The organism is Exiguobacterium sp. s152, assembly GCF_018618335.1.
GTDB lineage: Bacteria > Bacillota > Bacilli > Exiguobacteriales > Exiguobacteriaceae > Exiguobacterium > Exiguobacterium chiriqhucha.
Genome location: NZ_JACSLX010000008.1, coordinates 13,312 through 39,175 on the forward strand (window position 1 = coordinate 13,312; position 25,864 = coordinate 39,175).

Annotated in this window: 32 protein-coding genes; 19 read left to right on the forward strand and 13 right to left on the reverse strand. The window is 53.0% G+C overall.

All coding sequences use genetic code 11. The features are described 5' to 3' along the window. Positions 1 to 44: 44 nt before the first annotated feature. The 5 genes from KNP72_RS12810 to KNP72_RS12830 form a co-directional block, all read right to left on the reverse strand. The gene (locus tag KNP72_RS12810) at positions 45 to 206 is read right to left on the reverse strand and encodes a hypothetical protein (RefSeq protein WP_214833710.1); all 162 of its coding nucleotides are present in this window, start codon (positions 204 to 206) and stop codon (positions 45 to 47) included. A 102-nt stretch (positions 207 to 308) separates the two neighbouring features. Then, positions 309 to 1,226 carry a TerC family protein gene (locus tag KNP72_RS12815; RefSeq protein ID WP_214720334.1) on the reverse strand — a complete coding sequence of 306 codons (918 nt, stop codon included), beginning with the start codon at positions 1,224 to 1,226 and terminating at the stop codon, positions 309 to 311. 129 nt (positions 1,227 to 1,355) lie between these two features. Further along, complete coding sequence (locus tag KNP72_RS12820; RefSeq protein ID WP_214720333.1) at positions 1,356 to 1,979, reverse strand: DedA family protein; 624 nt, start codon at positions 1,977 to 1,979, stop codon at positions 1,356 to 1,358. Positions 1,980 to 2,068: 89 nt separating this feature from the next. Continuing rightward, positions 2,069 to 3,049 (reverse strand): aldo/keto reductase, encoded by a 981-nt coding sequence (locus KNP72_RS12825; RefSeq protein ID WP_214720332.1) that lies wholly within the window; start codon positions 3,047 to 3,049, stop codon positions 2,069 to 2,071. A 13-nt stretch (positions 3,050 to 3,062) separates the two neighbouring features. Further along, on the reverse strand, positions 3,063 to 3,308 hold the full coding sequence (locus tag KNP72_RS12830) for a hypothetical protein (RefSeq protein ID WP_214714411.1): 246 nt from the start codon (positions 3,306 to 3,308) through the stop codon (positions 3,063 to 3,065). Positions 3,309 to 3,463: 155 nt separating this feature from the next. Here KNP72_RS12830 and KNP72_RS12835 point away from each other — a divergent pair, with 155 nt between their 5' ends. Next, positions 3,464 to 4,345: an AraC family transcriptional regulator gene (locus KNP72_RS12835; protein WP_021066189.1), complete on the forward strand. Its 882-nt coding sequence runs from the start codon at positions 3,464 to 3,466 to the stop codon at positions 4,343 to 4,345. A gap of 147 nt (positions 4,346 to 4,492) precedes the next feature. Further along, on the forward strand, positions 4,493 to 5,329 hold the full coding sequence (locus tag KNP72_RS12840; protein ID WP_214720331.1) for a Cof-type HAD-IIB family hydrolase: 837 nt from the start codon (positions 4,493 to 4,495) through the stop codon (positions 5,327 to 5,329). Between the two features lie 23 nt (positions 5,330 to 5,352). Here KNP72_RS12840 and KNP72_RS12845 read toward each other — a convergent pair whose 3' ends face one another. Beyond that, a complete protein-coding gene (locus tag KNP72_RS12845; RefSeq protein ID WP_214720330.1) occupies positions 5,353 to 5,787 on the reverse strand; it encodes an Rrf2 family transcriptional regulator in 435 nt (144 codons plus the stop codon). Between the two features lie 148 nt (positions 5,788 to 5,935). On the opposite strand from KNP72_RS12845, the gene KNP72_RS12850 reads away from it, so the two are divergent. Next, on the forward strand, positions 5,936 to 6,796 hold the full coding sequence (locus tag KNP72_RS12850) for an SDR family oxidoreductase (protein ID WP_214720329.1): 861 nt from the start codon (positions 5,936 to 5,938) through the stop codon (positions 6,794 to 6,796). Between the two features lie 35 nt (positions 6,797 to 6,831). Here KNP72_RS12850 and KNP72_RS12855 read toward each other — a convergent pair whose 3' ends face one another. Both KNP72_RS12855 and KNP72_RS12860 read right to left on the reverse strand, forming a co-directional pair. Then, positions 6,832 to 8,358, reverse strand: coding sequence for a methyl-accepting chemotaxis protein (locus KNP72_RS12855; protein ID WP_214720328.1), 1,527 nt, complete (start codon positions 8,356 to 8,358; stop codon positions 6,832 to 6,834). Positions 8,359 to 8,470: 112 nt separating this feature from the next. Continuing rightward, entirely contained in the window at positions 8,471 to 9,118 is a 648-nt protein-coding gene (locus tag KNP72_RS12860; RefSeq protein WP_214720327.1) for a TVP38/TMEM64 family protein, read from the reverse strand. A gap of 220 nt (positions 9,119 to 9,338) precedes the next feature. Here KNP72_RS12860 and KNP72_RS12865 point away from each other — a divergent pair, with 220 nt between their 5' ends. The 5 genes from KNP72_RS12865 (at position 9,339) to KNP72_RS12885 (ending at position 14,402) form a co-directional block, all read left to right on the forward strand. Continuing rightward, positions 9,339 to 11,033 carry a methyl-accepting chemotaxis protein gene (locus tag KNP72_RS12865; RefSeq protein ID WP_251129013.1) on the forward strand — a complete coding sequence of 565 codons (1,695 nt, stop codon included), beginning with the start codon at positions 9,339 to 9,341 and terminating at the stop codon, positions 11,031 to 11,033. Between the two features lie 321 nt (positions 11,034 to 11,354). Next, complete coding sequence (locus tag KNP72_RS12870; RefSeq protein WP_214720325.1) at positions 11,355 to 11,684, forward strand: hypothetical protein; 330 nt, start codon at positions 11,355 to 11,357, stop codon at positions 11,682 to 11,684. A gap of 717 nt (positions 11,685 to 12,401) precedes the next feature. Continuing rightward, positions 12,402 to 13,586, forward strand: a complete 1,185-nt coding sequence (locus tag KNP72_RS12875) for an ABC transporter permease (RefSeq protein WP_251129014.1) — start codon at positions 12,402 to 12,404, stop codon at positions 13,584 to 13,586. Further along, positions 13,583 to 14,245 carry an ABC transporter ATP-binding protein gene (locus KNP72_RS12880; RefSeq protein WP_214720323.1) on the forward strand — a complete coding sequence of 221 codons (663 nt, stop codon included), beginning with the start codon at positions 13,583 to 13,585 and terminating at the stop codon, positions 14,243 to 14,245. Before KNP72_RS12875 ends, KNP72_RS12880 begins: the two co-directional genes overlap by 4 nt. A gap of 1 nt (position 14,246) precedes the next feature. After that, on the forward strand, positions 14,247 to 14,402 hold the full coding sequence (locus tag KNP72_RS12885) for a hypothetical protein (protein ID WP_214714403.1): 156 nt from the start codon (positions 14,247 to 14,249) through the stop codon (positions 14,400 to 14,402). Positions 14,403 to 14,487: 85 nt separating this feature from the next. On the opposite strand, the gene KNP72_RS12890 is transcribed toward KNP72_RS12885, so the two are convergent. Then, complete coding sequence (locus KNP72_RS12890) at positions 14,488 to 14,910, reverse strand: DUF1801 domain-containing protein (RefSeq protein WP_214720322.1); 423 nt, start codon at positions 14,908 to 14,910, stop codon at positions 14,488 to 14,490. Next, complete coding sequence (locus tag KNP72_RS12895) at positions 14,910 to 15,266, reverse strand: DUF2200 domain-containing protein (RefSeq protein ID WP_214720321.1); 357 nt, start codon at positions 15,264 to 15,266, stop codon at positions 14,910 to 14,912. Before KNP72_RS12895 ends, KNP72_RS12890 begins: the two co-directional genes overlap by 1 nt. Before the next feature lie 142 nt (positions 15,267 to 15,408). Between KNP72_RS12895 and KNP72_RS12900 the strand changes: the two genes are divergently transcribed. Together KNP72_RS12900 and KNP72_RS12905 are read left to right on the forward strand one after the other, a co-directional pair. Further along, entirely contained in the window at positions 15,409 to 15,861 is a 453-nt protein-coding gene (locus KNP72_RS12900) for a MarR family winged helix-turn-helix transcriptional regulator (protein WP_214710230.1), read from the forward strand. 13 nt (positions 15,862 to 15,874) lie between these two features. Then, positions 15,875 to 16,381 (forward strand): GNAT family N-acetyltransferase, encoded by a 507-nt coding sequence (locus KNP72_RS12905; protein ID WP_214833713.1) that lies wholly within the window; start codon positions 15,875 to 15,877, stop codon positions 16,379 to 16,381. Here KNP72_RS12905 and KNP72_RS12910 read toward each other — a convergent pair. Next, entirely contained in the window at positions 16,356 to 17,042 is a 687-nt protein-coding gene (locus tag KNP72_RS12910; protein ID WP_214720319.1) for a haloacid dehalogenase type II, read from the reverse strand. The two genes, KNP72_RS12905 and KNP72_RS12910, sit on opposite strands and share 26 nt — an antisense overlap. Positions 17,043 to 17,149: 107 nt before the next feature. On the opposite strand from KNP72_RS12910, the gene KNP72_RS12915 reads away from it, so the two are divergent. From KNP72_RS12915 to KNP72_RS12935, 5 genes are all read left to right on the forward strand, one after another. Further along, positions 17,150 to 17,749: an FMN-binding negative transcriptional regulator gene (locus KNP72_RS12915; protein WP_214720318.1), complete on the forward strand. Its 600-nt coding sequence runs from the start codon at positions 17,150 to 17,152 to the stop codon at positions 17,747 to 17,749. Positions 17,750 to 17,806: 57 nt separating this feature from the next. Further along, the gene (locus tag KNP72_RS12920) at positions 17,807 to 18,298 is read left to right on the forward strand and encodes a hypothetical protein (protein ID WP_214833716.1); all 492 of its coding nucleotides are present in this window, start codon (positions 17,807 to 17,809) and stop codon (positions 18,296 to 18,298) included. A 167-nt stretch (positions 18,299 to 18,465) separates the two neighbouring features. Continuing rightward, entirely contained in the window at positions 18,466 to 19,503 is a 1,038-nt protein-coding gene (locus KNP72_RS12925; protein ID WP_021066227.1) for an iron-siderophore ABC transporter substrate-binding protein, read from the forward strand. Positions 19,504 to 19,513: 10 nt separating this feature from the next. After that, entirely contained in the window at positions 19,514 to 20,527 is a 1,014-nt protein-coding gene (locus KNP72_RS12930; RefSeq protein WP_418508268.1) for a FecCD family ABC transporter permease, read from the forward strand. Then, entirely contained in the window at positions 20,524 to 21,555 is a 1,032-nt protein-coding gene (locus KNP72_RS12935; protein WP_029594756.1) for a FecCD family ABC transporter permease, read from the forward strand. The genes KNP72_RS12930 and KNP72_RS12935 overlap by 4 nt, the downstream gene beginning before the upstream one ends. A 46-nt stretch (positions 21,556 to 21,601) precedes the next feature. Here the strand turns inward: KNP72_RS12935 and KNP72_RS12940 are convergent, their stop codons facing one another. Beyond that, complete coding sequence (locus KNP72_RS12940) at positions 21,602 to 22,351, reverse strand: SDR family oxidoreductase (RefSeq protein ID WP_214833722.1); 750 nt, start codon at positions 22,349 to 22,351, stop codon at positions 21,602 to 21,604. A 137-nt stretch (positions 22,352 to 22,488) separates the two neighbouring features. Here KNP72_RS12940 and KNP72_RS12945 point away from each other — a divergent pair, with 137 nt between their 5' ends. Beyond that, positions 22,489 to 23,061 carry a TetR/AcrR family transcriptional regulator gene (locus tag KNP72_RS12945; protein ID WP_214833840.1) on the forward strand — a complete coding sequence of 191 codons (573 nt, stop codon included), beginning with the start codon at positions 22,489 to 22,491 and terminating at the stop codon, positions 23,059 to 23,061. On the opposite strand, the gene KNP72_RS12950 is transcribed toward KNP72_RS12945, so the two are convergent. Continuing rightward, a complete protein-coding gene (locus KNP72_RS12950) occupies positions 23,058 to 23,936 on the reverse strand; it encodes a LysR family transcriptional regulator (protein ID WP_214833725.1) in 879 nt (292 codons plus the stop codon). The two genes, KNP72_RS12945 and KNP72_RS12950, sit on opposite strands and share 4 nt — an antisense overlap. 104 nt (positions 23,937 to 24,040) lie before the next feature. Between KNP72_RS12950 and KNP72_RS12955 the strand changes: the two genes are divergently transcribed. The 3 genes from KNP72_RS12955 to KNP72_RS12965 are packed head-to-tail and all read left to right on the forward strand — an operon-like array spanning position 24,041 to position 25,760. After that, the gene (locus KNP72_RS12955) at positions 24,041 to 24,772 is read left to right on the forward strand and encodes an SDR family oxidoreductase (protein ID WP_251129016.1); all 732 of its coding nucleotides are present in this window, start codon (positions 24,041 to 24,043) and stop codon (positions 24,770 to 24,772) included. 2 nt (positions 24,773 to 24,774) lie between these two features. Next, positions 24,775 to 25,332, forward strand: coding sequence for a DapH/DapD/GlmU-related protein (locus KNP72_RS12960; protein ID WP_214833729.1), 558 nt, complete (start codon positions 24,775 to 24,777; stop codon positions 25,330 to 25,332). Beyond that, on the forward strand, positions 25,329 to 25,760 hold the full coding sequence (locus tag KNP72_RS12965) for a cyclophilin-like fold protein (protein WP_214833732.1): 432 nt from the start codon (positions 25,329 to 25,331) through the stop codon (positions 25,758 to 25,760). Before KNP72_RS12960 ends, KNP72_RS12965 begins: the two co-directional genes overlap by 4 nt. The last annotated feature ends 104 nt before the right edge of the window (positions 25,761 to 25,864 follow it).

Below are 25,864 nucleotides of genomic sequence, written 5' to 3' on the forward strand. Positions count from 1 at the left end.
TTTCCTCCAGTATACATAAGAAAAACCGAGGCGATGGCCCCGGCTTAGCGTATTTGCGGTATATATTTTCTAGTACGGCGGTTTGTCGAGCGCGGTGCGACGAGGAAGAAGATTCCTAACATCACGCCGACTCCAAGTCCCCAAAGACTGTTGAACAACAACATCAACACGATCCCGAAGACGAGTCCAATACTCACATCACCCATACGGTCAAACATTTGTAACCACCTTTTCTGTGTTTGCTAGACTAAAGGTTTACCCACAATTGAGAAGTGATACACCTGGGAGGCTAGCACGTCTCCCTTTTGTTATACGTGATTTTTCTGACCAGGTTTCGTTTTATAGAAACTATAGACGACACTGATCAAGATGACGAGGACGATTGCGCCAAGTGACATCCAAATCGGCATTTTGTATACGTCGCCCAATACCATCTTCGCTCCGATGAAGACGAGCATGAAGCTGAGCCCGTGCTTCAAGTAGTAGAAGCGGTCAATCAAGTTGGCGAGGACGAAGTAGAGGCTACGGAGTCCAAGAATCGCCATGATGTTTGCATAGAAGATGATATACGGATCACGCGAGTAGGCGAAGCTGGCCGCGACCGAGTCGACGGCGAAGACGATATCCGACAGCTCGATGAAGATGAGCGCGATGAACAGCGGCGTGAAGAACAATTTGCCGTTGATACGTTTCGTGAACTTACCAGACGAGATGTCTTGCGTGATCGGCAAGCGGCGCTCGAGCCAACGGATTGTCTTGTTCTCTTCGAGCGATTCGTCCTTGCCGATGTTTTTGAACATCATCCATCCGGTATAGATGAGGAAGGCACCGAACACGTAATAGACCCAACCGAAGTTCTCTAACAACGACACCCCGGCGACGATGAAGACGGCCCGGAAGAAGATTGCCCCGAGAATGCCCCAGAACAATACCTTATGCTGATACTTGAGCGGAATCGCGAAGTAGGCGAATACGAGCGAGAAGACGAACACGTTATCGATGGCGAGTGCTTTCTCGATGAAGTAGACGCTCGCATATTCTGTCGCGACCGTGCTGCCTTGCGAGTAGAACAACCAACCGCCGAACGCGATGGCGATCCCGATCCAGACGAACGTCCATGTCCATGCCTCACGGAGCGAGACTTCGTGTGCCTTGCGGTGGAACACCCCGAGGTCAAGCGCGAGCATGAAGACGACGAGTGCCAAAAAGGCGATGAGTAGGGTCAACAATAATTCCTCCTTTTAAGTTCATGTGAACTCTATATAATAAATTTAAGGTCATAAGAACTCAAAGTCAAGAGAATAAACTGCGATTCCGCAAAAAAACACTCCGAATCGATTTCGGAGTGTGCAAACTTAATGCTTTTCAGAGCGACGTGACCAAATGACCCGGACGATGAAAGCGCCTAGTCCGAGCAGGATGACGGCGAGGACGCCATACATGACATGCGAATACGTCTCGATATGGCCAAGCCACACTTGCCAATTCTCCCCGACGTACACGCCGACAAAGATGAGCACCGTGTTCCAAATTAGCGTTCCGAGTGTCGTCAGCATCAAAAATTTGACGAACGGCATGTTCGACATGCCGGCCGGAATCGAGATGAGGCTGCGGACGACGGGAACGAAGCGACCAAAGAAGACGAGTTTTGGTCCGAAGCGGTCGAACCAGCGATCGGCCATACGGACGTCGTCGACTTTCAAATAAAGACGTTTGCCATAACGCGCGACCCATGACTCCAGACGTTCCTCGTCGAAGAATAGACCGACGCTATACAAGACGATGGCCCCGATGACGGCACCGACCGTCGCCGCGAGAATCATCCCGATTGGGGACAGTCCCGTCGTCGTCGTGAAGAAACCGCCGAATATTAAAATGAGCTCGGACGGGATAGGCGGGAAGACGTTCTCGATAAAGATTAGGAAGAGCACGCCCCAATAACCGAACTGCTCAATCATTTGTTGAATCCATTGTTCCATGAATCGGTTCTCCTTGCGTATATGACATCTCTGTCTACTTTACCCGACGGCAAGGAGCACGCCTATACGACTTGAGGTTGAATTTCGACTCAAATCGCGCCGATGACCGCGTGCGGGATGTACGGTTCTTCGAGCGAAGCCATCTCTTCTTTTGTCAACGTGACGGCCAACGCACCGACCGCCTCGTCTAAATGACGCGCTTTCGTCGCCCCAATGATTGCCGAGGTGACCGTGTCTTGTTGCAAGAGCCAGGCGAGGGCGACCTGTGTCCGGGTAATTCCCCGTGTCTCAGCGATTGCGGCGACCCGCTCGATGATGAGCCGGTCGGCGTCCATCGTCGCGTCATACTTCGAACGTTGAATCACGTCCGTCTCAGAGCGGTGGGTCACGGTCGACACGTCGCGTGTCAGGCGTCCCGAGGCGAGCGGACTGTACGGTGTGACCCCAATTTTCTCTTCCCGGCAGAGCGGCATCATTTCACGCTCTTCTTCCCGATAAATCAAGTTCAAATGGTTTTGCATCGACACGAACCGGGTCCAGTTGTTTCGTTCCGCCACGTGGAGCGCTTTTTGGAACTGCCAGGCGTACATTGCCGATGCACCGATATAGCGGGCCTTCCCGGATTTGACGACGTCATGGAGCGCCTCCATCGTCTCTTCGATCGGTGTGTCATAGTCCCAGCGGTGGATGATATACAGGTCGACGTAATCGGTGCCGAGCCGTTTCAAACTATGATCGATTTCCGACAGAATCGCCTTCCGTGACAAGCCGCCGCCGTTCGGACCGTCGTGCATTCGACCGTGAACTTTTGTCGCGAGAACGATTTCGTCTCGGTTCGCATAATCCCGAAGCGCACGTCCGACGTATTCCTCGCTCGTGCCTTTCGAGTAGATGTTTGCCGTGTCAAAGAAGTTGATACCGAGGTCGAGTGCTTGTTTGATGATCGGACGGGTCGCCGCCTCATCGAGTACCCAGTCATGAATCCATCGGTTCGCGTCGCCAAAGCCCATACAGCCGAGACAGAGCCTTGAGACATCGAGTCCCGTATTGCCAAGTTTTACGTATTCCATGAAAATGCCTCCTTCAAAGTTGATACGTGGAGAGGAACCGTTCGAACTCATCCACGGTGCTGTCGTCGTTGACGGTCAATCGTAATTCGGTATGGGTGTCGATCGGAAGCGCTAGCGCCTCGACAAGTGCCTCTGGCGTCGGTTCGAGTCGGAATGAATCGAGCCGAATCACCACGTTATGGGCAAGTGCGAAATGCGCACAACGGGTGAGCAATGTCGCGAAGCCACGTTCGACCGTCACGTGATACGTCTTTTCCATGTCGATTCCCCTCCTTTGCCACCAGTATGACGCGAGATGTGGGGCGAGCGTTAGCGCGTTCATGTCGTGTTTTTGCCTAATCCTCTCAACAGGTTGGACAGGGCTCGTCCAAGAAAACAATCTGCCGTATACTGAAGGGGAGAAAACCGAGGAGGGTGAACGACATCGAGACACGACTGCAACTGATTGACGTCATCACACGACACATACCGGGGGACGGGGTGCATCCGACAATCGTCCCGGCGATGACGTTCATTCATGAATCGATGGTGACCGAACCGATCACACGCGTCAATGAACCGTCATTTTGCCTAATCCTGCAGGGGGGGAAAGAGATGTTGTTCGGTGACGAACGGCTCGTCTACGAGGGCGGGCATTACCTCGTCGCCTCGGTCGACTTGCCTGTGACGGGCCAAGTGACGAAAGCGAGCGCAGACGTCCCATACGTGGCGTTGAAACTCGAGTTGACGATTGACGACTTGATCGATGCCGTCGGGCACGTCGAGCTGACTGAGCCGCGTGAACCGAAACGAGGCATGTATATCGCCGATGCCGACGAGGCGTTGTTCGATGTCGCGCTCCGACTCGCCCGTCTCGTCGACACACCGGATCACGTGGCACTCGCGCCGCTTTATAAGCGCGAGCTCCTATATTGGGTGGCGCAAGGGTCGAACGGAGAGATGTTGCGTCAGTTGGCGTTCGAGGGAAGTCAGGCGTTCCGGATTAAACGCGTCATCGACCACATCATCGCGAACTTCAACGAGACGATTCGAAGTGAGGAATTGGCCCGAGTCGCCAATATGAGTGTCTCGACGCTCCACCGTCATTTTAAGGAAGTAACGGCGATGAGCCCGCTCCAATTCCAAAAACAGTTACGGCTCCAAGAGGCGAGACGGCTGTTGCTCATGCAGGCGACAGACGTGGGCGAGGCGGCGTTCCAGGTCGGCTACGAGAGTCAATCACAGTTCAGCCGCGAGTATGCCCGGTTGTTCGGGCTGTCGCCACGGGCCGACGTGCGGCAACAACGACAGCTTTGACAAAGGAAATGCGCGAGCGGTATGCTTGAGGGGAAAACGACATACATCAGGATTGTTACTGGATTGCCAGGCAAAACCTAAACTGGGCGCACGTGTTGCGTCTGGTTTAGGTTTTTCTTGTGTTCAGGACAAAAAAAGGAGGATATTATGCGACACATCATCTTTCTAGACGTCGACGGCACGCTCGTCGATGACCACGGCAACATCCCGGAATCGGCCAAAGAGGCTGTCCGGCAGGCGCGACAGAACGGTCATCTCGTCTTCTTGTCGACCGGGCGCTCGAAGGCGGAGCTGTTTTCGGACATTCTCGACGTCGGCTTTGACGGCATCATCGGGGCAGCCGGCGGCTACATCGAACTCGAGAAAGAAGTGTTGTACCATCAACAAGTCTCCGTCGATGATTTGAGCCACCTCATCTCCTTCTTCACGGAACACGGCATCGATTTCTATCTTGAGTCGAACGACGGCCTGTTCGCCGGCGGCAACGCCAAGGCACGGGTAGCGACGATGATTGACGAGTTGATGGCGAACAATCCGGAGGCGAGTGCGACGATCGAGCGCGGCTTGAAGCCGTTCCATGACGCAATGATGGAAGGGGTCGACCTCGTCCGTCCCGATGTGAACAAAATCTCGTTCCTCGGCTCATCCGTGCCGCTCGACGTCATCCAACAAGAGTTCGCATCCCGCTTCACCGTCATCCCGAGCACGGTCGCTGTATTCGGGGCTAACAGCGGGGAGCTCTCCATCCCGGGCGTCAACAAAGCGACGGCGATTGCGACGCTGCTCGAACATCTAGGTCTCGAGCGAGCGCAGACGTTCGCCTACGGGGACGGGTTGAACGACATCGAGATGCTCGAATACGTCAAGGTCGGTGTCGCCATGGGCAATGCCAAACCCGAGGTCAAGCGTGTCGCCGACGATGTGACGGACGCCTGTGACCAAGACGGGCTTGCGAATAGCTTCAAAAAGTATCGACTCATCTGAAAAAAAAGCCAAGCAACCTCTCTTCAGGTTGCTTGGCTTTTCGTCGCGACATCGTTCACGACATCGGCGAGGGTCACATGCTTCAATACCGATTCCATCGCCAATTGGGCGTGGATAAAGATCGGCTCGATCGTCGCTTGGATATGTTGGCCGACGGGGCACGCCGGGTTCGGGTTGTCATGGATACTGAACAGCTCGTTCTCCTCGACGACACTGACGGCGCGATAGACATCATAGAGCGAAATCTCGGTCAAGTCTTTCGTCAGTTTGGCTCCGGCGACGCCAGGCTTCACTTCAATCAAGTCGGCCTTCTTCAACATGGCCATGATTTTTCGGATTAGGGCCGGGTTCGTGTTGACACTGCCGGCCAAAAAGTCAGACGAGGTGACGCCGTCCTGATTGACCTCGATCAACGTCAAGATATGAATGCCGACCGCGAAACGGCTACTGATGGACATAGGCTACCACCTTTCTGCACAAGTCATGTAAGTGAATTGGTTACATCTTCAGTATAACAGGGAACAAACAATTGACAAACGAAGATGCTGTAACTATGATGATTACATGTAACTGATTTAATTACAGGTTAAAAGGAGGAAATGATTTATGAAATACTTAGTCACAGGTGCAACCGGGAAACTCGGTTCGAAAATTGTCGATGTGTTACTCAAGTCGGTACCCGCAAGTGAACTCGCGGTCAGCGTCCGCAATCCGGAAAAAGCGGAAGCACTGAAAGCGAAAGGTGTCGATGTGCGACATGGGGACTTCGACAAGCCCGAGACGCTCGATGCAGCGTTCAAAGGTGTCGAACGACTGCTCATCATCTCGGCGGACGGGGACAACGACACGCGCATCCGTCAACATGCGAATGCCGTCGAGGCGGCCGAACGCGCAGGCGTATCGTTCATCGCCTATACGAGTCTCGCCGATGCGACAGAAAGCCAAAACTTGATGGCACCGCCACATGTCGAGACCGAAGGCGCAATCGAGCGGACGGGGATCCCGCATGCGTTCTTGCGCAACAACTGGTACTTAGAGAACGAACTCGGCAGCATTCAAGGCGTGCTCGCCGGTGCGCCGTGGGTGACGGCGGCCCGTGACGGGAAAGTCGGTTGGGCGCTACAGGACGATTATGCGGAAGCCGCTGCGAACGTGCTCCTCGCCGACGATTTCGAGCAGGATACCTTCGAATTGTCGGGTCCGCTCCATACGCAAGCCGAACTCGTCGAGGCGCTCGGTGAAGTGCTCGGCCGCGAAGTGCCACTCCAAGAAGTGAGTACCGAGGCGTACGCCGGCGTCATGCGCGGCGCCGGGGTGCCAGAAGGAGCGATTCCGATTGTCGTCGGCATTCAAGACAGCATCCGCAACGGCTCGCTCGAGGTCGAGTCGAACGATTTCGAGTTGGTGCTCGGTCGTCCGGTGACGCCGCTGAAAGAAGCGCTACAAAAATTGATTGCCACATTATAAAAGCAGACCGCGAATCGACATTCGCGGTCTGCTTTTTAGTTGGCTCTTGCCTGAAGTTGACCGGTCACGTCTTCTAACGTATTCGCGGTCGAAGCGAGGCGGTCCGACATGTGGCTCAACTCTTTTTGGATGGCGACTTGTTGCTCGGTCGCGGCGGCGACGTGTTGAATCTGTTGCTGCAGTTCGCTCGCCGCTCGTTTCGTCGTCGCGAGGCGCGTCTCGAGCGTCTCCATCTGTGACGTCACGCGTTGGCGCGTCTCTTGAATCGAACTGATTTGACCGTCGATCTCAGAAACGTCCCCGGTTAAACGGTGGAACACGGCCGTCACGTCAGCCGTGACGGTTTGACAGTTCTCGGTCGCGCGTTTGAACAACTGTGCCGAATCACGGACGACGGTCGTATCATCCATCAGTCCACCGAGGACACGGGTCATCTCGGCCGCATAATCTCGGGACTGGACGGCGAGCTTGCCGACCTCGGAAGCGACGACGGCGAAACCACGCCCGGCGTCCCCGGCCCGGGCCGCTTCAATCGAGGCGTTCAAGGCGAGCATGTTCGTCTGGCCGCTGATCGTCTCGACGTGCTGCAGGATGGCTTGAATCTCGGTCGACCGGTTCGACATCGTCGTGACGACACGTTCGAGCCGTTCCGACTCGTTGATGATCTCATTGACTTTCGCCTCCATCCGTCGCATGTCATCGTCCCCGGCCCGTGCGTCAGCCGCAATCCTCGACGAGGCGGCGGCCGTCTGCGCCATCCGGTCTTGGATGAGGGCGGTGAGGGAGCGAATCGACTGAATCTCGTCAGCCCCGTGGTTCATCGACGTCTCTTGCTCGGTCGCATGGGCGACGATGGGATCGACGGTGACGGCAATCTGTTCACCGGACTCGAGCGACTGGTTGGCAGAGGTCTCGAGCTCGGTCGCATGGTCTTTCAGTGTCATGACGAGTCGACTCGTATCGCACACGGCTTGTTGTAACAACCGGCGCGTCTCGTCTTCCTGTGCGTTGACCCGTGCCGTCTCGAGGTTCTGAAAGTGAATCTGCGCGACGAGCACGGCGCTCAGTAGGATGAGGTAGACCGCATGGACGAGCAATAGACTGAACGGATAGTCCGTCGTCCCACAGATGATTTCAGGCACGAAGAAGTAGCCGGCAAAATGCTGCACGGCGAAGATGAGGGTACTGTAGACAATCAAATCGATACGGCGCATGAACGATAATATCGCCAGGACGACGAAAATCGAGAAGTGATACTCGACGAGCCCCTGTCCGCCGGCGACGGTCGAGATGCTCGCGAACGTGAGCGTCAGCATCATCAAGTATGGGAACAGATGCGGTTTCACGCGCTGGCTGACGACCATGGCCATCAACAGCATGATTGGGACGGCGAACAGGACCCATGTCGCGATGGGATACGCATAGCCGACGACACCGTTCCGGAGCACGGTGTACGTATAGGCGAAATCGGTGAAGCGATGGAGCAGATGGACGATGACAGACGTCAAAACGATCATGAACGTGGTGACGAGCATCAAGTGATTGCGTTTTTCAAAACTCATACAGTTTCCCCCTGGTCATAAGTCGATATAGCTACTTGATTATCGTCCGATTGACCCGAATCTTTATCGAATTTACACATTGACGCAAAAAAAGAGAAGCGGATGTGCTTCTCTAGTCGTTCGTGAGCCCGAGCCACCGTTTGACCGGTTCGCGGAAATAATAGGTGACAGCAATCAACGTGACGAAGACGAGGGAGGCGATGACGACCAAGGTGATGCTCCCCGAGGCGAGACTCGCACCGAGAAAGCTGTAGGCGAGCGTCCCTGGAATCATGCCGAGCACGGTCGCAAGGAGAAACGACTTGAATTTGACTTTGGCGATACCGCCGGCGTAACTGAGCAAATCGAAGCTGACGAGCGGGATGAGCCGCAAGACGAAGACGTACATAAAACCGCGTTGCTCCATCTGTATGAACAGTTTCTCCGACCACGGATAGCTCTCGACCTTGAGTACGGAACGTCCGAACAAGCGGGCCATGACGTACCCGGTCACGGCCGCGGCCGTCGCCCCGAACAAAATATAGAGGACACCCGGCCATACCCCGAAAGCGAGACCGGCGCCAAGGGATAAGACAGACGTCGGCAAGAAGATGATTGGGCCGATTGCATAGATGAAAAAGAAGACGACCGGACCCCACCAGCCGAATGACATTACGATGTCGCGGACGTCAGATGGACGGAGTTCGTAATGGAAATGGGTGATATAGAAGATACTCACGAACAAGGTGAGCATGAGACTAAGTTTGAGCCAGCGAGGCACAGCAGACGCCTCCTTTCCATCAGTTCTTTTGTTTATCGTATCGCATTCTGTGTCCAAATGAAGGGGAGCCAGCCTACAAATACGTCGGCAATGTGCGATTATGGTCAACAGTATGGCTAAAAATGGAAATTTAGGTCAACGCATATGTAAAGTTACTTCATTTCAAGCCTCTTTCCTACGATAAATCAGGTAGGGAGGGATCACGATGAAAAATTTGAAGATGTCCAAAAAGTTAATGGTACTGATTAGCGTATTTATCGCGACACTCGTTCTCGTCGCCACACTCAGCCATGTCTTCATGGGACGCATGGCCGATGCGGGAGAATCGATTTATGAAGATCGGTTATTGCCGATTCGCGCCCTTGGTCAAATCCGAACGGATAACCGTGCCTTGGACGGGTATATGCTCGAATTGATGTTAACGACCGATTCGAGTCGGAATGAAGAGTTACAGGCAAGTATCACAGAACGTCGCGACAGTATCGGGACGAACCTAAAGCTGTTCAATGAAACATTCGCCTCAACAGATGCCGAGATGCAAGGACGAGTCGAGGACCTGAATGCCGAGATTGCAGCCTACCTCGAAGGGACTGAACTCGTGCTCCAACCGGCGTTGCGCGGCGAGAACACCGCAGCATATCGCGTCTATTTGAGTGACTTGCGTCCAATCCGTCAAGACCTCGTCGAGACGGCCACAGTCGTCATGGACGGCATCAATGCAGAGGCCGAGACGGCAAGCACGACGATGCAGAACGATCGGACAGAATCGGTCACGTTGTTCTGGGTGCTCGTCGCCATCGGGGCACTCGTCTCAATCGGGCTCGGCGTCTACATCACGCGCCTCATCGTCCGTCCGATTCGTGAGTTGAATGGACTAATGAGCCGTGCTGGAGCCGGCGATTTGACGGTCGACAGCACGTACACGTCACAAGATGAAATCGGTTCACTCGCAGCATCGTTCAATGAGATGAAAGACAGTCTTCGCGAGTTGATCGGCAACGTCACCACAACAGCCGGACGCGTTGCAACGTCATCGGACGATTTGAAATCGAACGTCGAAGAGACGACAAAAGCGACCGAGATGGTCGCCGTCACGATGGAAGAAATCGCGTCGGGCTCGCTCCGTCAATTGACGCGGGTGAAAGAATCGAGCGGCACACTCACCGAACTGACGAATGGGATTCATCACGTCTCAAATAGCGCCCAACACATGACCGAGTTGTCAGACGGGGCACTTCAAAAAGTCGGGACCGGCAACGAGTTGATTGAGACGCTCGAGTCACAGCTTGAGGCGATGAATGGGAAAGTGAAGGCGTTGCAGACGGTCATCGGCCAACTCGACGTCCGCTCCCAAGAAATCGGTAGCATCACCGGTACGATTTCTGGCATCGCCGAACAGACGAACTTGCTCGCCTTAAATGCGGCCATCGAAGCGGCCCGGGCTGGCGACCAAGGACGCGGATTCGCCGTCGTTGCCTCAGAAGTCCGGAAACTTGCTGAAGAGTCGGCGATCGCGACGAAACGAATCTCTGGTTTGATTGGAGATACGCAGACGGAAACGAAACAAGCCGTCCAGACGATGCACGTCGTCGAGAGCGAGATGGGTCACAGCGTCACGAACGTCCAACAGGCTGGGCTAGCGTTCGAGGACATCAAGCGGGCGATTGAAGAGGTCGGTCAAAAAGTCGAGGAAGTGTCAGGCTCTGTCCAAGAGATGGCGGCCGGAGCGACCGAGATTTTACGATCGGTGAACGAGATTCAAGGCATCACGGAGACGACGGCTACCGACACCGAGAACACCTCGGCGGCGACGGAAGAACAGATGGCGTCGATGGAAGAAATAACAGCCTCGGCCCAAGAACTGTCGAATATGGCAGACGAGATGCGTCAAATGACAAAACGATTTAACGTGTAAAAAACAGGCAGGTCGCCATCGACCTGCCTGTTTTTGTGAATTCTGTTCTAGTACCAGACTTCGCTTCGAACTTCGTTTTTAAGAAACAGAGCAATCTAAGGACCTTGGACATGATTCAAATTAATCTATCAGGCGAGAGCTCGTATATGGATAGATTGATGATAGTTAATTCGTAATGATGGAACACATACTTTTTATGTAAAAAGAATCAAATTGTAATAATATGTTATTTACCGATTGAATTTAATGGGGACTATGTTAGGTTTTTAATTGTATCAACTTTTTTACTTCAAAATACTAACAGGAAAGAAGGAATGTATGATGAACAAGAAGACAAAACGGTTTGCGAGTTCAGCTTTAGTGGTCGGCGCGCTTTTAGTAGGCGCAGGGTCTGCCTCGGCAGCGACGTTCGGTACGTCATCTAGTGGAGCGTCTACAGAAGAATCATTCCAAATCAAGTACAATGGTGCGGCTTGGAACTACAGTAGTTCAAAATACAAATCTACTTCGTTCAAATATACGCGCGACGGTAGAACTTTGTTGAGCAAAGTCGCCTACAGCAGCAAAGTGACAGGGTCTGTTTGGGATGATTTAAGATGGGGAGATAAGTACACGACAAAATTCAGTTGGGCCCGTGGCGCACTAAAATAAGACTTTGTCGTTTGAATTTTTTAATTGCTAAGCACGTAGGGGACGTGAATCAGGCCCGAGAGGTATGTTCCTACAGGGCCTGATCTTATACCGATGCGATGTGATTTATTTCTATTTTAATTGGAAGATCAGCTTGTTTTTCTTGATGATCAGTTAGAACTCACAGTTTTTTTTAGCTAGGTAGTTGGCATTTAATTATACGTGTTACCATAAATTTATAAATGCCATCTGTAAGGAGTAGGTCATGAAATATTCTTTATTTAGATTTAATGATGTGTTTGAAGCTTTTGCCATTTACTTCTTCTGTTTCGTTTCAAATTTAATATTACTTTATGTAAAAGTTGCAGATTTAGAGGGCTCATTTATTTTAATGTCGTTCATTGAAAGCATTATCGACTATCAATTTGTAATCAGTATTGTTCTCACTTTTATTATGATGATTTTTCATTATCAATTTTTAAATCGGAGAAAAGTAGAGATAGCTTGTCGTATCCTCGTCGGTGACACAAAGCAAAAGATTATGATTCGATATATGTTGAATAGCCTAGCGATATTGCTGTTCACCTTTTTACTATCACTTTCATTGAACTTCTACTTGGATTTGAATATAACCAGCAATCTCTACCTCGTTTTGCTGTTTATCGTATACATATTAATTAGTGTAGGTCAGGTGAAAAGAGAATGAGAATTTTACACTTTTTTATAACAAGAATATTTTTGAAGCGATGGATCCTTGTTCTGGGAATGATCCTATTACTTTTCCTAGCGAATTACCTCTCTTTTAGTGCCACGCGTTCCATTATTTCGACTGCTCAAGGCTATCAAGAAATTGAAACGTTCAATCGAGAAGGGAATTATATCGCCAATCTAGATCCAGAGAGTGAAGCTGATTTTGATCGAATCGACATCAAAGAAACGAGAAAACTTTACGAGTATTTAAACAACAATCATACATATGCCTTACAAGCTGACGGCTTTACGACCTCTTTAGAGAATGAACATGATATGGAAGTGTCGTTTAATTACATCAATGAAGAGGCGTACCAACTCAATCAATTCAAATTGGCGCAAGGCGATCAGTTGAACTTTGATTATCAATTTAAACAAGATGACATCCCGGTTCTGATAGGTGGAGGTCTGGCTTCAACGTATCCGGTAGGATCGAAAATCGAAATCACGGATCCGGTCACCCAACAAGCGGTCGATTTGAAAGTGCAAGGGGTCTTGGAGAAAAATACGCACCGCTCGAACTTTTATGCACCGAATTCAAAGAACTACTACAACTTTTCAGTCATCGTCCCCGTCAACGAGCCATTTATTCAAAACGCGGGTCTTGACCTCCACTTGAACGGTTTGATGGACATCGTACTGCTTGATTCGACGAAAGAAGAAGCAACGAAGTTGAATGAACAGATTCAGAACAATCTAGGGTTGGACTTTAACTTTTTTAGCCAACAAGAAAATTTTAAGTACTTTGAAGATTATTATGTAAGCTCTTTGAAGATGATCAGTGCGATTACGCTCGTGTTACTCGTTGTCATTGTGTGTCTGGCGACTTGGAATACATTAATCAGTGTTCGACTCATGATTAAAGATTTTACGGTCAATTTATTAGTGGGATTAAGTTATTCCAAACTGAGAACCATTTTTTACAGCTACTTTGCGATTTTGTTCTCGATCAACCTCGTCATCCTATTCGCGATCACTGCGTTCAATCGATATGGTTTTTGGATGAGAAAAGATTCGATTTTTGCCACGTATGGGGTGTTTGGCTTAATCAGTATGGATTGGATCGCCTTCTTAGGCGTTCTATTGATTGACGTGATTATCGGGGTGATGATTGTGGAACTGGCACTCAAAAAAATCAAGGGTATTCCAATCTCGGTGGGGGTTTTGCAATGAGTAGCATCATCAAGTTAGAAATTCAGAAAAAATCGTTTGATAAGAAAGGATTCTCCATCCTGCATGATTTTGAACTGGAGGTTCAACCGGGAGAAAAGCTCTCGATTATAGGGGAGTCTGGCGTCGGGAAGACCTCGTTGCTCAATATCATCGGGTTGCTGGATACGCGCTATCAAGGGAGCTATGAGCTGTTTGATTCATCGGTTCAGGGGCTGTCACGGAATACATTAGCGGAATGGCGCAATCAAAAGATTGGGTTCGTGTTACAGGAATCGGCACTCATTGATTCGTTGACCATCGAGGACAATATTAAGTTACCGCTCATGTATGCCAATCTCGAAAAAGACCCACGCGCCCAGGAACACTTCAAGCGGATTGTGAATAAGATTGGAATCGAGTCAATTTTGAAGAAGAAACCGTTGGAATGTTCGGGCGGACAACGGTCGCGAGCTGTTTTTGCGAGGGCTGTCATTATGAACCCCAAAATCATTTTATCCGATGAGCCTACTGCGTCATTGGACCCGGAAAACAAAGAGCGCATCATCGATTTATTGTTTGAGATGAATCGCGAGTTCAATACGACAGTGATTACCGTGACGCATGATTTGGACGTGGCCAATCGTCACGAGCGAATCATTAAGCTGAAAAGGAGCGAATAAAATGGGATTCATCGCAATGGTCTTGTCCTTCCTATTCGGTATCTTCTTTACCGTGATTGGTGTGGTTCGTAGAAAACAAAACATGTTTTATAAATTGTTGATCGTCTTAGGGGTAGCTCTCCTGGTTGTAGCAGTTTATCTGGCACGGCCGCAATAAGGACGGACTCAATCCGTTTCCGACTATGAATAAGCGGGGAAATAAGGAATGCCAAAAAGGCAGGTCGACAATCGACCTGCCTTTTTTAGCGTGATTCGTACGCCGCAATCCATTGCTCCGGTGTCATCTTCGAGACGAGCTCGCCAATCAAGTCGTACGGGATATGTTTGACGTTGCCGAAGCGGATACAGCTCTTGCCCATGTTCAATTTCGTCGGTACTTGGGCGGCGTATGACTCCTCGAACCAGCGGAGCAGTTCCGTGTCGCTATAGACGCCCATATGATACACGGCGACGTGATGCTTCTGGGCGATGACGCTCAAAAACGGGAGCGGGGTGCCCGGCGTGACGTGATACCCGGACGGATACGTCGACAGCGGGACGACGTAATGGATGCCGTTACCGTCGGTCGTCTTCTCGAACCCGTCCGGCAAGTTCGCGTCAATCACATCGATCAAACGGGTGAAGGCGTCGAGCCGTTTGTCGTCGACGAGTGTCGTATAGTCCATCACTGTTCGCCTCCCCGCAAAATCTTCGCCATCGCTTTGCCTTTGGCCAGTTCATCGACGAGCTTGTCCAAGTAGCGAATCTCGCGCATGAGCGGTTCCTCGACGTTCTCGACGCGGACGCCGCAAACGACGCCTTTGATCAAGGCACGGTCTTCGTTCATCTTAGGTGCCGTGGCAAAGAACGTGTCAAAATTGACCTCGGCAGCGAGTTGGCGCTCGAGCCCAGCCTCGTCATAACCGGTCAACCAGCGAATAATCGTATCGACTTCGTCTTTTGTCCGGCCTTTCCGTTCGGCTTTCGCGACGTAAAGCGGATAGACGCTCGCAAAGCTCGTCGTGTAGATGCGGTGTGCCATGAAATCCCCTCGTTTCGTGGAATGATACCTTCATTTTCTCACATAATCAAAGTTCATACCCAAAATACTTTTTGTTGCAAATGCAACTAAATCAATTATACTGAACGTAACGTATTGTAAATACAACAATCAGGAGGAATGTATGAGAGACCAGTTGCGTGAAATCGGGATGATTGCCCGTGCCCTCGACTCGATCAGCAATATCGAGTTCAAGGAGCTCGAGCTGACGAAAGGGCAATATCTGTATTTGGTCCGGATTTGTGAAGAGCCGGGCATCATTCAAGAGAAGCTCGCCGAATTGATCAAAGTCGATCGGACGACGGCGGCGCGGGCGATTCAAAAGTTGGAGACGAACGGGTTGATCACGAAGCAGGACGACCCGCATAACAAGAAAATCAAGCGGCTCGTCCCGACTGAACGGGGCAAGGCGCTGTATCCGGTCATCATCCGAGAGCACGAACATTCGACGGATGTCGCGCTCACCGGGCTGAGCGACCAGGAAGCCGAGCAGCTACTCCGGCTGTTGAAGCGGGTCCGCCACAATATCGAAGGAGACTGGGACGCGGTGAAGAAAGGGAAGAAACGAGACTACTAGAGGGGGACGGAACATGATCACCATCAAAGCTTGCACAATCGAAGACGTTGACGCACTCCGTGCCATCAGCATCGAGACGTTTGAAGCGGAGAATGACCCGGTGCATCTGGCCGCTTATCTCGAGCGGGCGTACAACGTGGCGCAACTCAAAGAGGAGCTTTCGAATCCGGACTCACAGTTCTTTTTCGCCATGCTCGATGGAGAAGTGGCTGGTTACTTAAAAGTGAACGCCAACAACGCCCAGACCGAGGCCATGGGCGAAAAGGCGTTCGAACTCGAACGGATTTATGTGCGACGGAAGTTCCAAGGTAGTGGCGTCGGGAAGTCGCTGTACGACCAGGCCATCACGTGCGCGGAAGAACTGAACAAATGTGAAATCTGGCTCGGTGTGTGGGAACATAACCATAAGGCACTCGCCTTTTACCAAAAGCACGGTTTCGTCCAGACCGGGGCGCACACGTTCTATATGGGTGACGACGCCCAAGTCGATTTGATTATGGCCAAGCCGCTTCGTCCGTGACCCATTCCAGTATCTCCGACAAGTTCTCATAGACGGCGTCAGGGGCCAGGTCGGGCATGTCGAGCGGTTTGCCGTCGCGGTTGATCCAAGCCGTGTGGAACCCGAAGTTCTTCGCACCGGCGATGTCCCAACCGTTCGAGGACAGGAACAGCACCTCGTCCCGCTTCAAACCACTGCTCTTGAACCAGTGCGTGTAGGCGGCCGGTGACGGCTTGGCTTGTTTGATGCCGTCGATGCTGACGAGTTCGTCGAATAGGTCGGTGAACCCGGCGTTTTGGATGAGTTCTGCGAGCATCGCGTCCGTCCCGTTCGAGAGAACGATGGTCTGTTTATGATGCAGTTGGTGCAAGACGTCTTCAACCTCTTCATATGGCGACAGGTCGGCGTAAGTGGCGATCAATGCATCCTCCGTCTCGGTCGTCCACGTCACTTCGGCCGCCGACAACGCATACCGGAGCGCGTCGCGCGTGACGACAGAGAAGTCCTCATAACGTCCCATAATGTGGCGGGTAAAGAAGTAGTCGAGCTGTTTCGTTCGCCACGACTGGCTGATTTGGTCACCTTTTCCGGGGAACTGTTCGTCACACGCCGCCTTGACGGAATGGACGTCGAACAAGGTCCCGTAGACATCGAACACGAATGCTTTAACATGTGGTTTCATCATATCCCTCCTCAATCATTTAGCGTCATCTACTCTTTACCCTAGTTGGCGTGAATTATACGGAAGGGTCCAGTCAGTTGAACAACGAACAAGACAGGAGGAATTTGATGTACGTCCCGAAACTATACGCCGTAAATGATCCGAAAGAAGTCCACGCCTTTCTGAAGGCCCATCCGTTCGGCACCGTCGTCACGCATGACGGACAGAAGCCGATCGCGACGCACGTACCGCTCCGGTTTCATGAAAAAGATGGCCATGCTTGGTTCACGACACACATCGCCAAAAACAATCCGCAATGGCAAACGATTGAAAATCAGACGGTGCTCCTGATCGTCCAAGGCCCAGACGCCTACGTATCGGCGTCGTGGTATGGGCATGAGGACGTATCGACGTGGAACTATCAGGCCGTCCATGCGTATGGGCAGGCGACCATCTTGAATGCGGACGAACTCGAGGAAGATCTGGCCGGACTGCTTCAAGACCATGAAGGCGACCGCGAGCACGCCGTCGTCTGGGGGGGACTGTCTGAGCCGGTGCAACGGCAGAAATATGGCGTCGTCGGGTTCCGCATCGACATTGCGGAGATGCAGGCGGCGTTCAAGCTGAGTCAGAATCGAAACGAGAAGGATTATACACGCATCGTCTCCGAGCTCGAGCAGGCAGGGTGCCCGATTGCGGATGTGATGCGCGAGAAACGGCAATCGTAAGGTGTGGAAATGAGTCGAAACTTAAATCTATGACGAAACGAGCGAAAATCAATGAAAATGAAATGGATTGTGCGGGCACTAGGTGGTCTTCTTGTTCTACTAGCCTTGGTCGAGCTGGCGACGGATCGAGCCGACCAACCAAACCCACCGATTGAACACGCGTTTGAAGAACCGATTGCGTTTCCTTTTGAAATCACTCGGCGCTATAGTGAGATTGATATCGCAAAACCGCACCACATGCATCAATTCGTGTTTCACTATGTGAACGAGGAGACGACACAGGAGTTGCGCTACATCGTCCATAAAGTCGTCGATGAACCTGATGACATGGAAGATATTTCGTCATACGGAGACCAATATGTACTTGCGGACGGGACATCTGCTTTCTATGATGAGGCGGAATCGACGTCCCAAGGGTTATGGTGGATCAACAAAAATGGCTTTACTGCCCGAATCATCTACTACATCGATGGCAACTCCATCGAACTTGACGACGAGACCCGCTTACCGGTCCAACAACTGATCAACTTGGCCAACCAAACGTTATGACGTCAGCCTGCATCTCACCATTTGAGAGATGCAGGCTGTTTCTATTTTTCACAAGATATCTTGAAGTTCAGATTGACAGCACGCCCGGATTCATCCTATACTCATAAATGATAATGATTATCAATGTCGGCGTAAAACGTTGTCATACAGAAAAAGGGGACTAGGACATGAACAGCTACAAGAAAATGCTACATATGTTCATCATCATGTCTGCTTTCGTGCTCGTGCTCGCAGGATGCGGCTCGAACAATGAAGATGCAGCCACGACAGATGAATCTGCTGAAACGGCAGAAGGCTATCCAATCACAATCAAACACGCGTTAGGCGAGACGGTCATCGACAAGAAGCCGGAACGTGTCGCAACGGTCGGTTGGTCAAACCAAGACGTGGCGCTCGCGCTCGACGTCGTACCAGTCGGTTTCTCGGCTGCGAACTACGGTGTCCAAGACGGCAGCGGCATGTTGCCGTGGACGGCTGACAAGTTGAAAGACCTCGGTGAAGAAAACCCGAACATCTACCAAGATACGGACGGTCTCGACTTCGAAGCGATCGCCGACTCACAGCCGGACGTCATTCTTGCTGCCTACTCAGGCATCACGCAAGAAGATTACGACACGTTGACAGAAATCGCACCGGTCGTCGCATACCAAGAGACGCCTTGGGTGTCATCATGGCAGGACACGGTTCGTTACGACTCAATGGCCATGGGCATGGAAGAAGAAGGCAAACAGTTGATTGAAGACACAGAGAAACTCATCGCCGACAAGGCAGCTGAAGTACCGGAGATGAAAGGGAAAAAAGCGGCATTCGTCGCGCTCAGCCCAGACGATCTCTCGAAGTTCTACATCTACACGACTGGTGACCCACGCGGTGCCTTCATCGAAGAGCTCGGCATGGAGTACCCTGAGAACATCACAAGCCAAATCAAAGATGAAAACAGCTTCTACCTCGAGCTCAGCTCAGAGAACGCTGACATCTTGAACGACGTCGACATCTTTGTCGCCTACGGGAACGAAGAGACGTTGAAAGCACTTCAAGCTGACCCGCTCTACAGCAAAGTGCCGGCCATCAAACGCGGTTCGGTCGTCATGATCGAAGATAACACGCCGCTCGCGGCTGCTGGGACACCATCACCACTCTCGATCGAATACACGATCGATGACTACGTGAAACTCGTGTCAGAAGCACTCGCGAAAGTCGAGTAATCAAATGAATATGCCGAAGAAGTTACACACGCCGAAACGGTTCGGGCTCCTCCTCGTAGGGTCGCTCGTCCTGCTCGTCGTCTGTATGCTCGCTTCGCTTGCTTTCGGCTCACGGACAGTCGGATGGGATGAACTGCTTGACGGTTTATTCCGTCCGGCTGTTCAGTCGTATGAAGCGGACATCGTCCGGCAGCGGGTCGTTCGGACGATGTTCAGTTTCATGTGCGGAGCGGCACTCGGTGTCTCGGGCGCATTGATGCAGTCGGTGACGCGCAATCCGATTGCCGACCCGAGCATTCTCGGGGTCAACACGGGAGCGGCGCTGTTCGTCGTCGTCGGGATTGCCTTCTTCAACATCTCGACCGCGAGCGACTATATTTGGTTCGCACTCGCCGGGGCACTCTTGACGGCGGCGTTCGTGTTCGGGATTGGGTCGCTCGGGCGGGGCGGTTCGACGCCACTCAAACTCGTTTTGGCCGGCGCGGCGACGAGTGCGGCCTTGTCGTCACTCGTCATGGCCATCATGATTCCGCGCTCGAACGTCATGGACCAGTTCCGGTTCTGGCAAGTCGGTAGCGTCGGGGCCGGGACGATGGATTCGATCATGACGTTCCTGCCGTTCTTTATCGGCGGGATTGTCATCGCCATCTTGGCGGCACCATCCCTCAACATCTTGGCGCTCGGGGAAGAGCTCGCCACAGGTCTCGGTGTCCGCATCGGCACGTTGAAATTGATTGCCTCATTCGCCGGCGTCATCTTGTGCGGGGCGGCGACGGCACTGGCTGGACCAATCGGCTTTATCGGTCTCTTGGCGCCGCATCTCGTCCGCTTGGTCATCGGAGCGGATGAACGGTATATCATCCCGATGTCGGCACTCACCGGCGCGATTTTATTGACGTTCGCTGACGTGGCAGGACGGTTGCTCGGCAGTCCCGGTGAACTCGAAGTCGGGATTGTCACGGCGTTCGTCGGGGCCCCGATCTTGATCGCGTTGACGATGAAAGTGAAGGTGCGTGGCGTATGACGAACCAATCGATTCAACCCATCATCCATAACAGTCGCAAGCGCCGGCAACGGACCGTCTTCGTGACGCTCGTCTTGTTCGCGCTGGCCCTTACGTTGAGCGCGACGATGCTCATGCTCGGCAACACGATTTACCCGGTCGCAGACGTCATCCGTGTCTTGTTCGGGGAACAAGTACCGGGCGCCTCGTTCGCCGTCGGCACGATTCGTCTGCCGCGCATGCTCGCCGGCGTCTTCGCCGGACTTGCGTTTGGGATTGCCGGTACGGTGTTTCAGACGATGCTCCGTAACCCGCTCGCCAACCCGAACGTCATCGGCATCACGACCGGGTCGAGTGCGGCGGCCGTGTTCGGCATCGTCGTCTTACAGGCGAGCGATACGTTCGTCTCTATCATCTCAATCATCGGCGGGCTGTTGACCGTCCTCGCCATCTACTTCTTGTCGAAAGGCGCCGCCTTCTCAATCGGCCGGCTCGTCTTAGTCGGCATCGGGATTCAGGCGATGCTGACAGCAGTCATCAACTATCTGTTGCTCATCAGCCGCCAAAACGATGTCGGGACGGCGATGCGCTGGTTGAGCGGTAGCTTGAACGGGGTGAAGATGGAGACGCTCCCGCCGCTCATGATTGCGGTCGCGCTCTGCCTCCCGGTCATCCTCCGACTCAGCCGACAGCTCCAGATTTTAGAGCTCGGGGAGATGACGGCGACGTCGCTCGGTGTTAAGACGAACCAGACGCGCGTCCTGCTCATCGTCGCCTCGGTGCTCATGCTCGCGCTCGCGACGGCGACGACCGGACCGATCGCGTTCGTCGCGTTCCTTGCGGGACCGATCGCGAAGCGGCTCGTCGGGGACGGGCGTTCGACAATCATTCCGGCGGCACTCGTCGGGGTCATCTTGGTACTCGCGGCCGATCTCATCGGTCAGTTCGCCTTCACGGCCCGTTACCCGGTCGGTGTCATCACCGGCATGGTCGGAGCGCCGTATTTGATTTATCTCTTGATCCGGATGAACCGGAGAGGGGAGCTATAACGAGAAATGAGCCACATCCCGCTTAGGATATGGCTCATTTTTTGGTTTAATAGGCGGTCCAACCGCCGTCGATGGCGACGACTTGACCGTTGATGAAACTCGATTCGTCCGAGCCGAGGAAGAGGGCGAGCTGAGCGATCTCTTCCGGTTGTCCGATGCGTGGGTTGATGGCCATCCCGAGTTGCTGGCGACCGAACCCGGCCTGGCTCATGTTCGTCATCGTCGAGCCGATGTTCGTCGCGACCGCGCCCGGTGCGATTCCGTTACAACGGATGTTTTGATCGGCATACATGAACGCCGTGTTCTTCGTCAATCCGACGACGGCGTGTTTCGACGCCGTATAGGCCGCTCCGGCCCGAGCCCCGTATAAACCGCCGGCCGAGATGTTGTTGACGATGACGCCGTGCCCTTGCTTCGTGAACAAGTCGACGGCGATGCGCATCGATTTCATGACCGACAGCGTATTGACGGCAAAGATTTTCTCCCAACGTTCGTTCGAGATCTCACCGACTGGTTCCATCCCGTCCATGATGCCGGCGTTGTTGACGAGGATGTCGACTTGACCGAACGTCTTCACCGTCTCGTCAAACAACTGCTGCAACGCTTCTTCAGACGTGACGTCCGTCTGGATGGCGATGGCCTCGCCTGAGATATTCTCGGCGACGTGCTTCGCCCCGTCAAGATTCATGTCCGAGACGACGACTTTCGCCCCTTCCTGCGCGTACAATTCCGCGATCGCTTTCCCCATTCCTGATGCTGCTCCTGTGACAATCGCCACTTTCCCCGATAATCGCATGACTGATTCCTCCTTTTATTGTACATGTGTTCAATAACTATTATAATGAATGTTAGAAAGCGCTTACAATCATCAAAAAATGAGGAACTGTTGAGTAATCAACATTTTAGGCCATAACTGTTGAGAGGAATGTGCGAATCATGAAGTCGGACTTGCGTGTCATCAAAACAAAACGAGCGCTTCATGAGGCGCTCGTCGAATTATTGAGGAATCGTTCACTCGAACAAGTGACAATTTCGGAACTTTGTCGTGTGGCAAATGTCAATCGGGGCACGTTTTATTTACATTATGCACGGGTCGAGGACGTGTTCGAGGAGTACTTCCAAGAGATCACGGCCGACCTCGCCAAGTCGTATGAGGAGCCGTATCGTCATGTGAAACTACTCAATCCGCGTGAACTCGAACCGTCGACGATCCGTATCTTTCACCACGTCCAAACGTACGTCGATTTCTATCGCATCGTCTTCTCGAAAAACGTACCGCTCGCTTACTACTACATGCTGTTCGACGAAGTGCGCAAGTTGCTCCTCCGCGATACGGCGGCGCACAAGCAAGACGAGATTGACCATGAGTTATTCTGTTCGTATCAAGCGAACGCCATCGTCGGGATGATCATCCATTGGGCCGAACACGACTTTGCGGCCACCCCGGACGAGATGAACGAGCAGTTGGCGCACATATTGCGCCTCGATTCCGGCCGCCGTGTTTAGGTGGCCGTTTCCCGTTCATCGAACAGCTCTAAAAATGTTGAGGCGACGTTCGACAGGCGACTCCCGCTCTTCCAAATCAAATGGACGGAAGACGTGAGCGGGGGATGGAGCGGGACGAACACCAACTCGGTCCCTTGCGTGTTGATAATCCCGTCGAGGCAGAGCGCGTGGCCGACGCCTTCCCGGACGAGGAGCGAGGCGTTATAGAGCAGGTTATACGTCGCGACGACGTCGGCTTCAGTCAAATCGACGCCGAGCCGGGCCGACAAATGTCGGTCGACGAGCGACTGTTCTGACAAGATGAGCGGCAAGTCGAGAAGATCCCCGGTCTCGATGGCACTCTTTTGTCCGACTAGGCTGTCACGACGCGTCAAGATGCCCCAACGGTCGACATGAGGGAGCTCGCGGGAGGCGTACGTAGCCAGATTGATCGGCTCGATGACGACCCCGAAGTCGAGGATGCCTCGGTCCAACTTGTCGATGACGTCGTCTCCATTGCCGCTATACAGGCGTAACTTGACGTCGGCATGAAGCTGTTTCATCTGTCGGAACGTCTCGATGACCGAAGTGAGCGCCTCCGTCTCCCCACCTCCGATGTACAGTTCTCCGCTGACGGGTGTCGCCGTGTTCAAATTGATCGAAATCTTATCGGCCAGACGGATCATCTCTTTGGCGTGTTCGGCCAAATAGTGGCCTCGTTCCGTCAGCGTGACGCCGCCTTGGCTCCGCTCGAACAACGGTCCGCCTAGACTGTCCTCGAGCTGATGGATTTGCCGGGACAGCGCCGGTTGCGACAGCCGTAAATGTTCGGCCACGCGCGTGATGTTCTTTTCGCTCGCGACGGCGAGGAAGTACCGTAGTTGTTGTAGCTCCATGTCATCCCTCCATGCGTTTTCGTTATGGTTCTTAATCAAATAGTAGCATTAGACATGATGCTTGTCCGTTCCTATACTTAAGTCAATCAAAGGAGGAATGGATTATGACCATCAATAAAGTTGTCATCATCATGGGGGCGTCGAGCGGGATCGGGGAAGCGACGGCCCATCTGTTGGCCGAACGGGGTGCAAAACTCGTGCTCGCCGCTCGGCGTCTCGATCGGTTGGAGGCCATCCAAGCTCAGCATCCCGAGGCCGACATCGTCATCCAGCAAGCCGATGTCACGGACTACGCAGCTGTCGAGGCGGTGGTGAAGACGGCACTCGACACGTTCGGGACAATCGATGTCTTGTTCAACAACGCTGGCATCATGCCGACCGCGCCGCTCGTCGACGGGCGCCGTGACGAATGGCAGGCCATGCTCGATGTGAACGTGACCGGGGTGTTGAACGGGATTGCCGCCGTGCTTCCAATCATGGAACGTCAACAGTCGGGTCATATCATCGCGACCGATTCGGTGGCTGGGCACGTCGTCTATCCGGAGTCGGCCGTCTACTGCGGGACGAAGTTCGCGGTCCGCGCCATCATGGAAGGCTTGCGCCAAGAACAGCGCGAGAACAACGTCAAATCGACGATTATCTCGCCGGGAGCCGTCCAGACCGAACTGTACAACACGATCAGTGACAAACAAGCCGCCCAGGCGCTCCATGAGGCGCAAACCGAGTGGGGATTGACGAGTGAGGACGTGGCTGAAGCGGTCGTCTACGCCATCGACACACCGGACCGGGTCTCTGTCAGCAACCTCATCATCCGTCCGACGAAACAACAGGTGTGACGATGGGTAGCGGATTGAGAGAACGCGTGTCCGGTCGAACGATTGCTGCGGGCGAAGCCGTCTTTGAAGAGATTCATCACATTCAACGAGCCATCGAGCCGACGCTCATGCGCCTGAATTATCAGTACTTGCCGAAAGACGAGTTCCAGCGGACGCTCTCGGAGCTGCTCGGGCAAGACGTCGCGGACTCGGTCACGGTGCTGCCGCCGTTCTATACCGATTTCGGGAAACACATCACGCTCGGGACAGACATCTTCATCAACCGCGGCGTCATGTTCACCGATCTCGGTGGCATCGACATCGAGGACCACGTCTTGATCGGTCCGTTCGCCAAGCTGTTGACGGTCAATCATCCGACCGACCCGACCGACCGGCGCGGCTTGATCACGAAGCCGATTCGCGTGAAGCGGAACGCCTGGATCGGGGCCGGGGCTACGATTTTGCCGGGTGTCACCATCGGCGAGAACGCCATCGTCGCGGCCGACGCGACGGTGACGAAAGACGTCCCGGACAATGTGATGGTCGCCGGGACACCGGCCCGTATCGTTCAGACGTCATGAAGGTCATCCGCCTCGGATTAGTCGCTTCCATGTTGTTTCTCGCTGGGTGTGGGGACGACACGGTGAGGAAGCCGGAGAGTCAGGAAGGAGTGACGTCACAAGTGGAAGAACTAAACGTCTCAATACGTTTCGAAACCAACCCGACAGCGGAAGCGCTCCAAGCCCGTCTGCCGCTCACGTTGTCGATGCAGGACTTGCATCAGAACGAGAAGTACTTCTATTTTAATGAACCGTTCCCGACGAACCCGGAACGTGTCGGCTCGATTCGGGCCGGGGATGTCATGCTGTATGGAGATGACTGTCTCGTCTTGTTTTATAAGGACGTCGAGACGAGTTATGCGTACACGCGCATCGGTCGGGTCGAGGACTTCTCCACGCTTGCACCGCTACTCGGGAGCGGGACGGTCGAGCTGACGTTTCAAAACTGATAAAAGATTGTGACCGCTTTCAAAAATTCATTGACTTCTCTATCGCATGAGGTGTATGCTAAAAATCCTGCCCAAAAAGAGAGGCCGGGAACTGGCATCAGTTC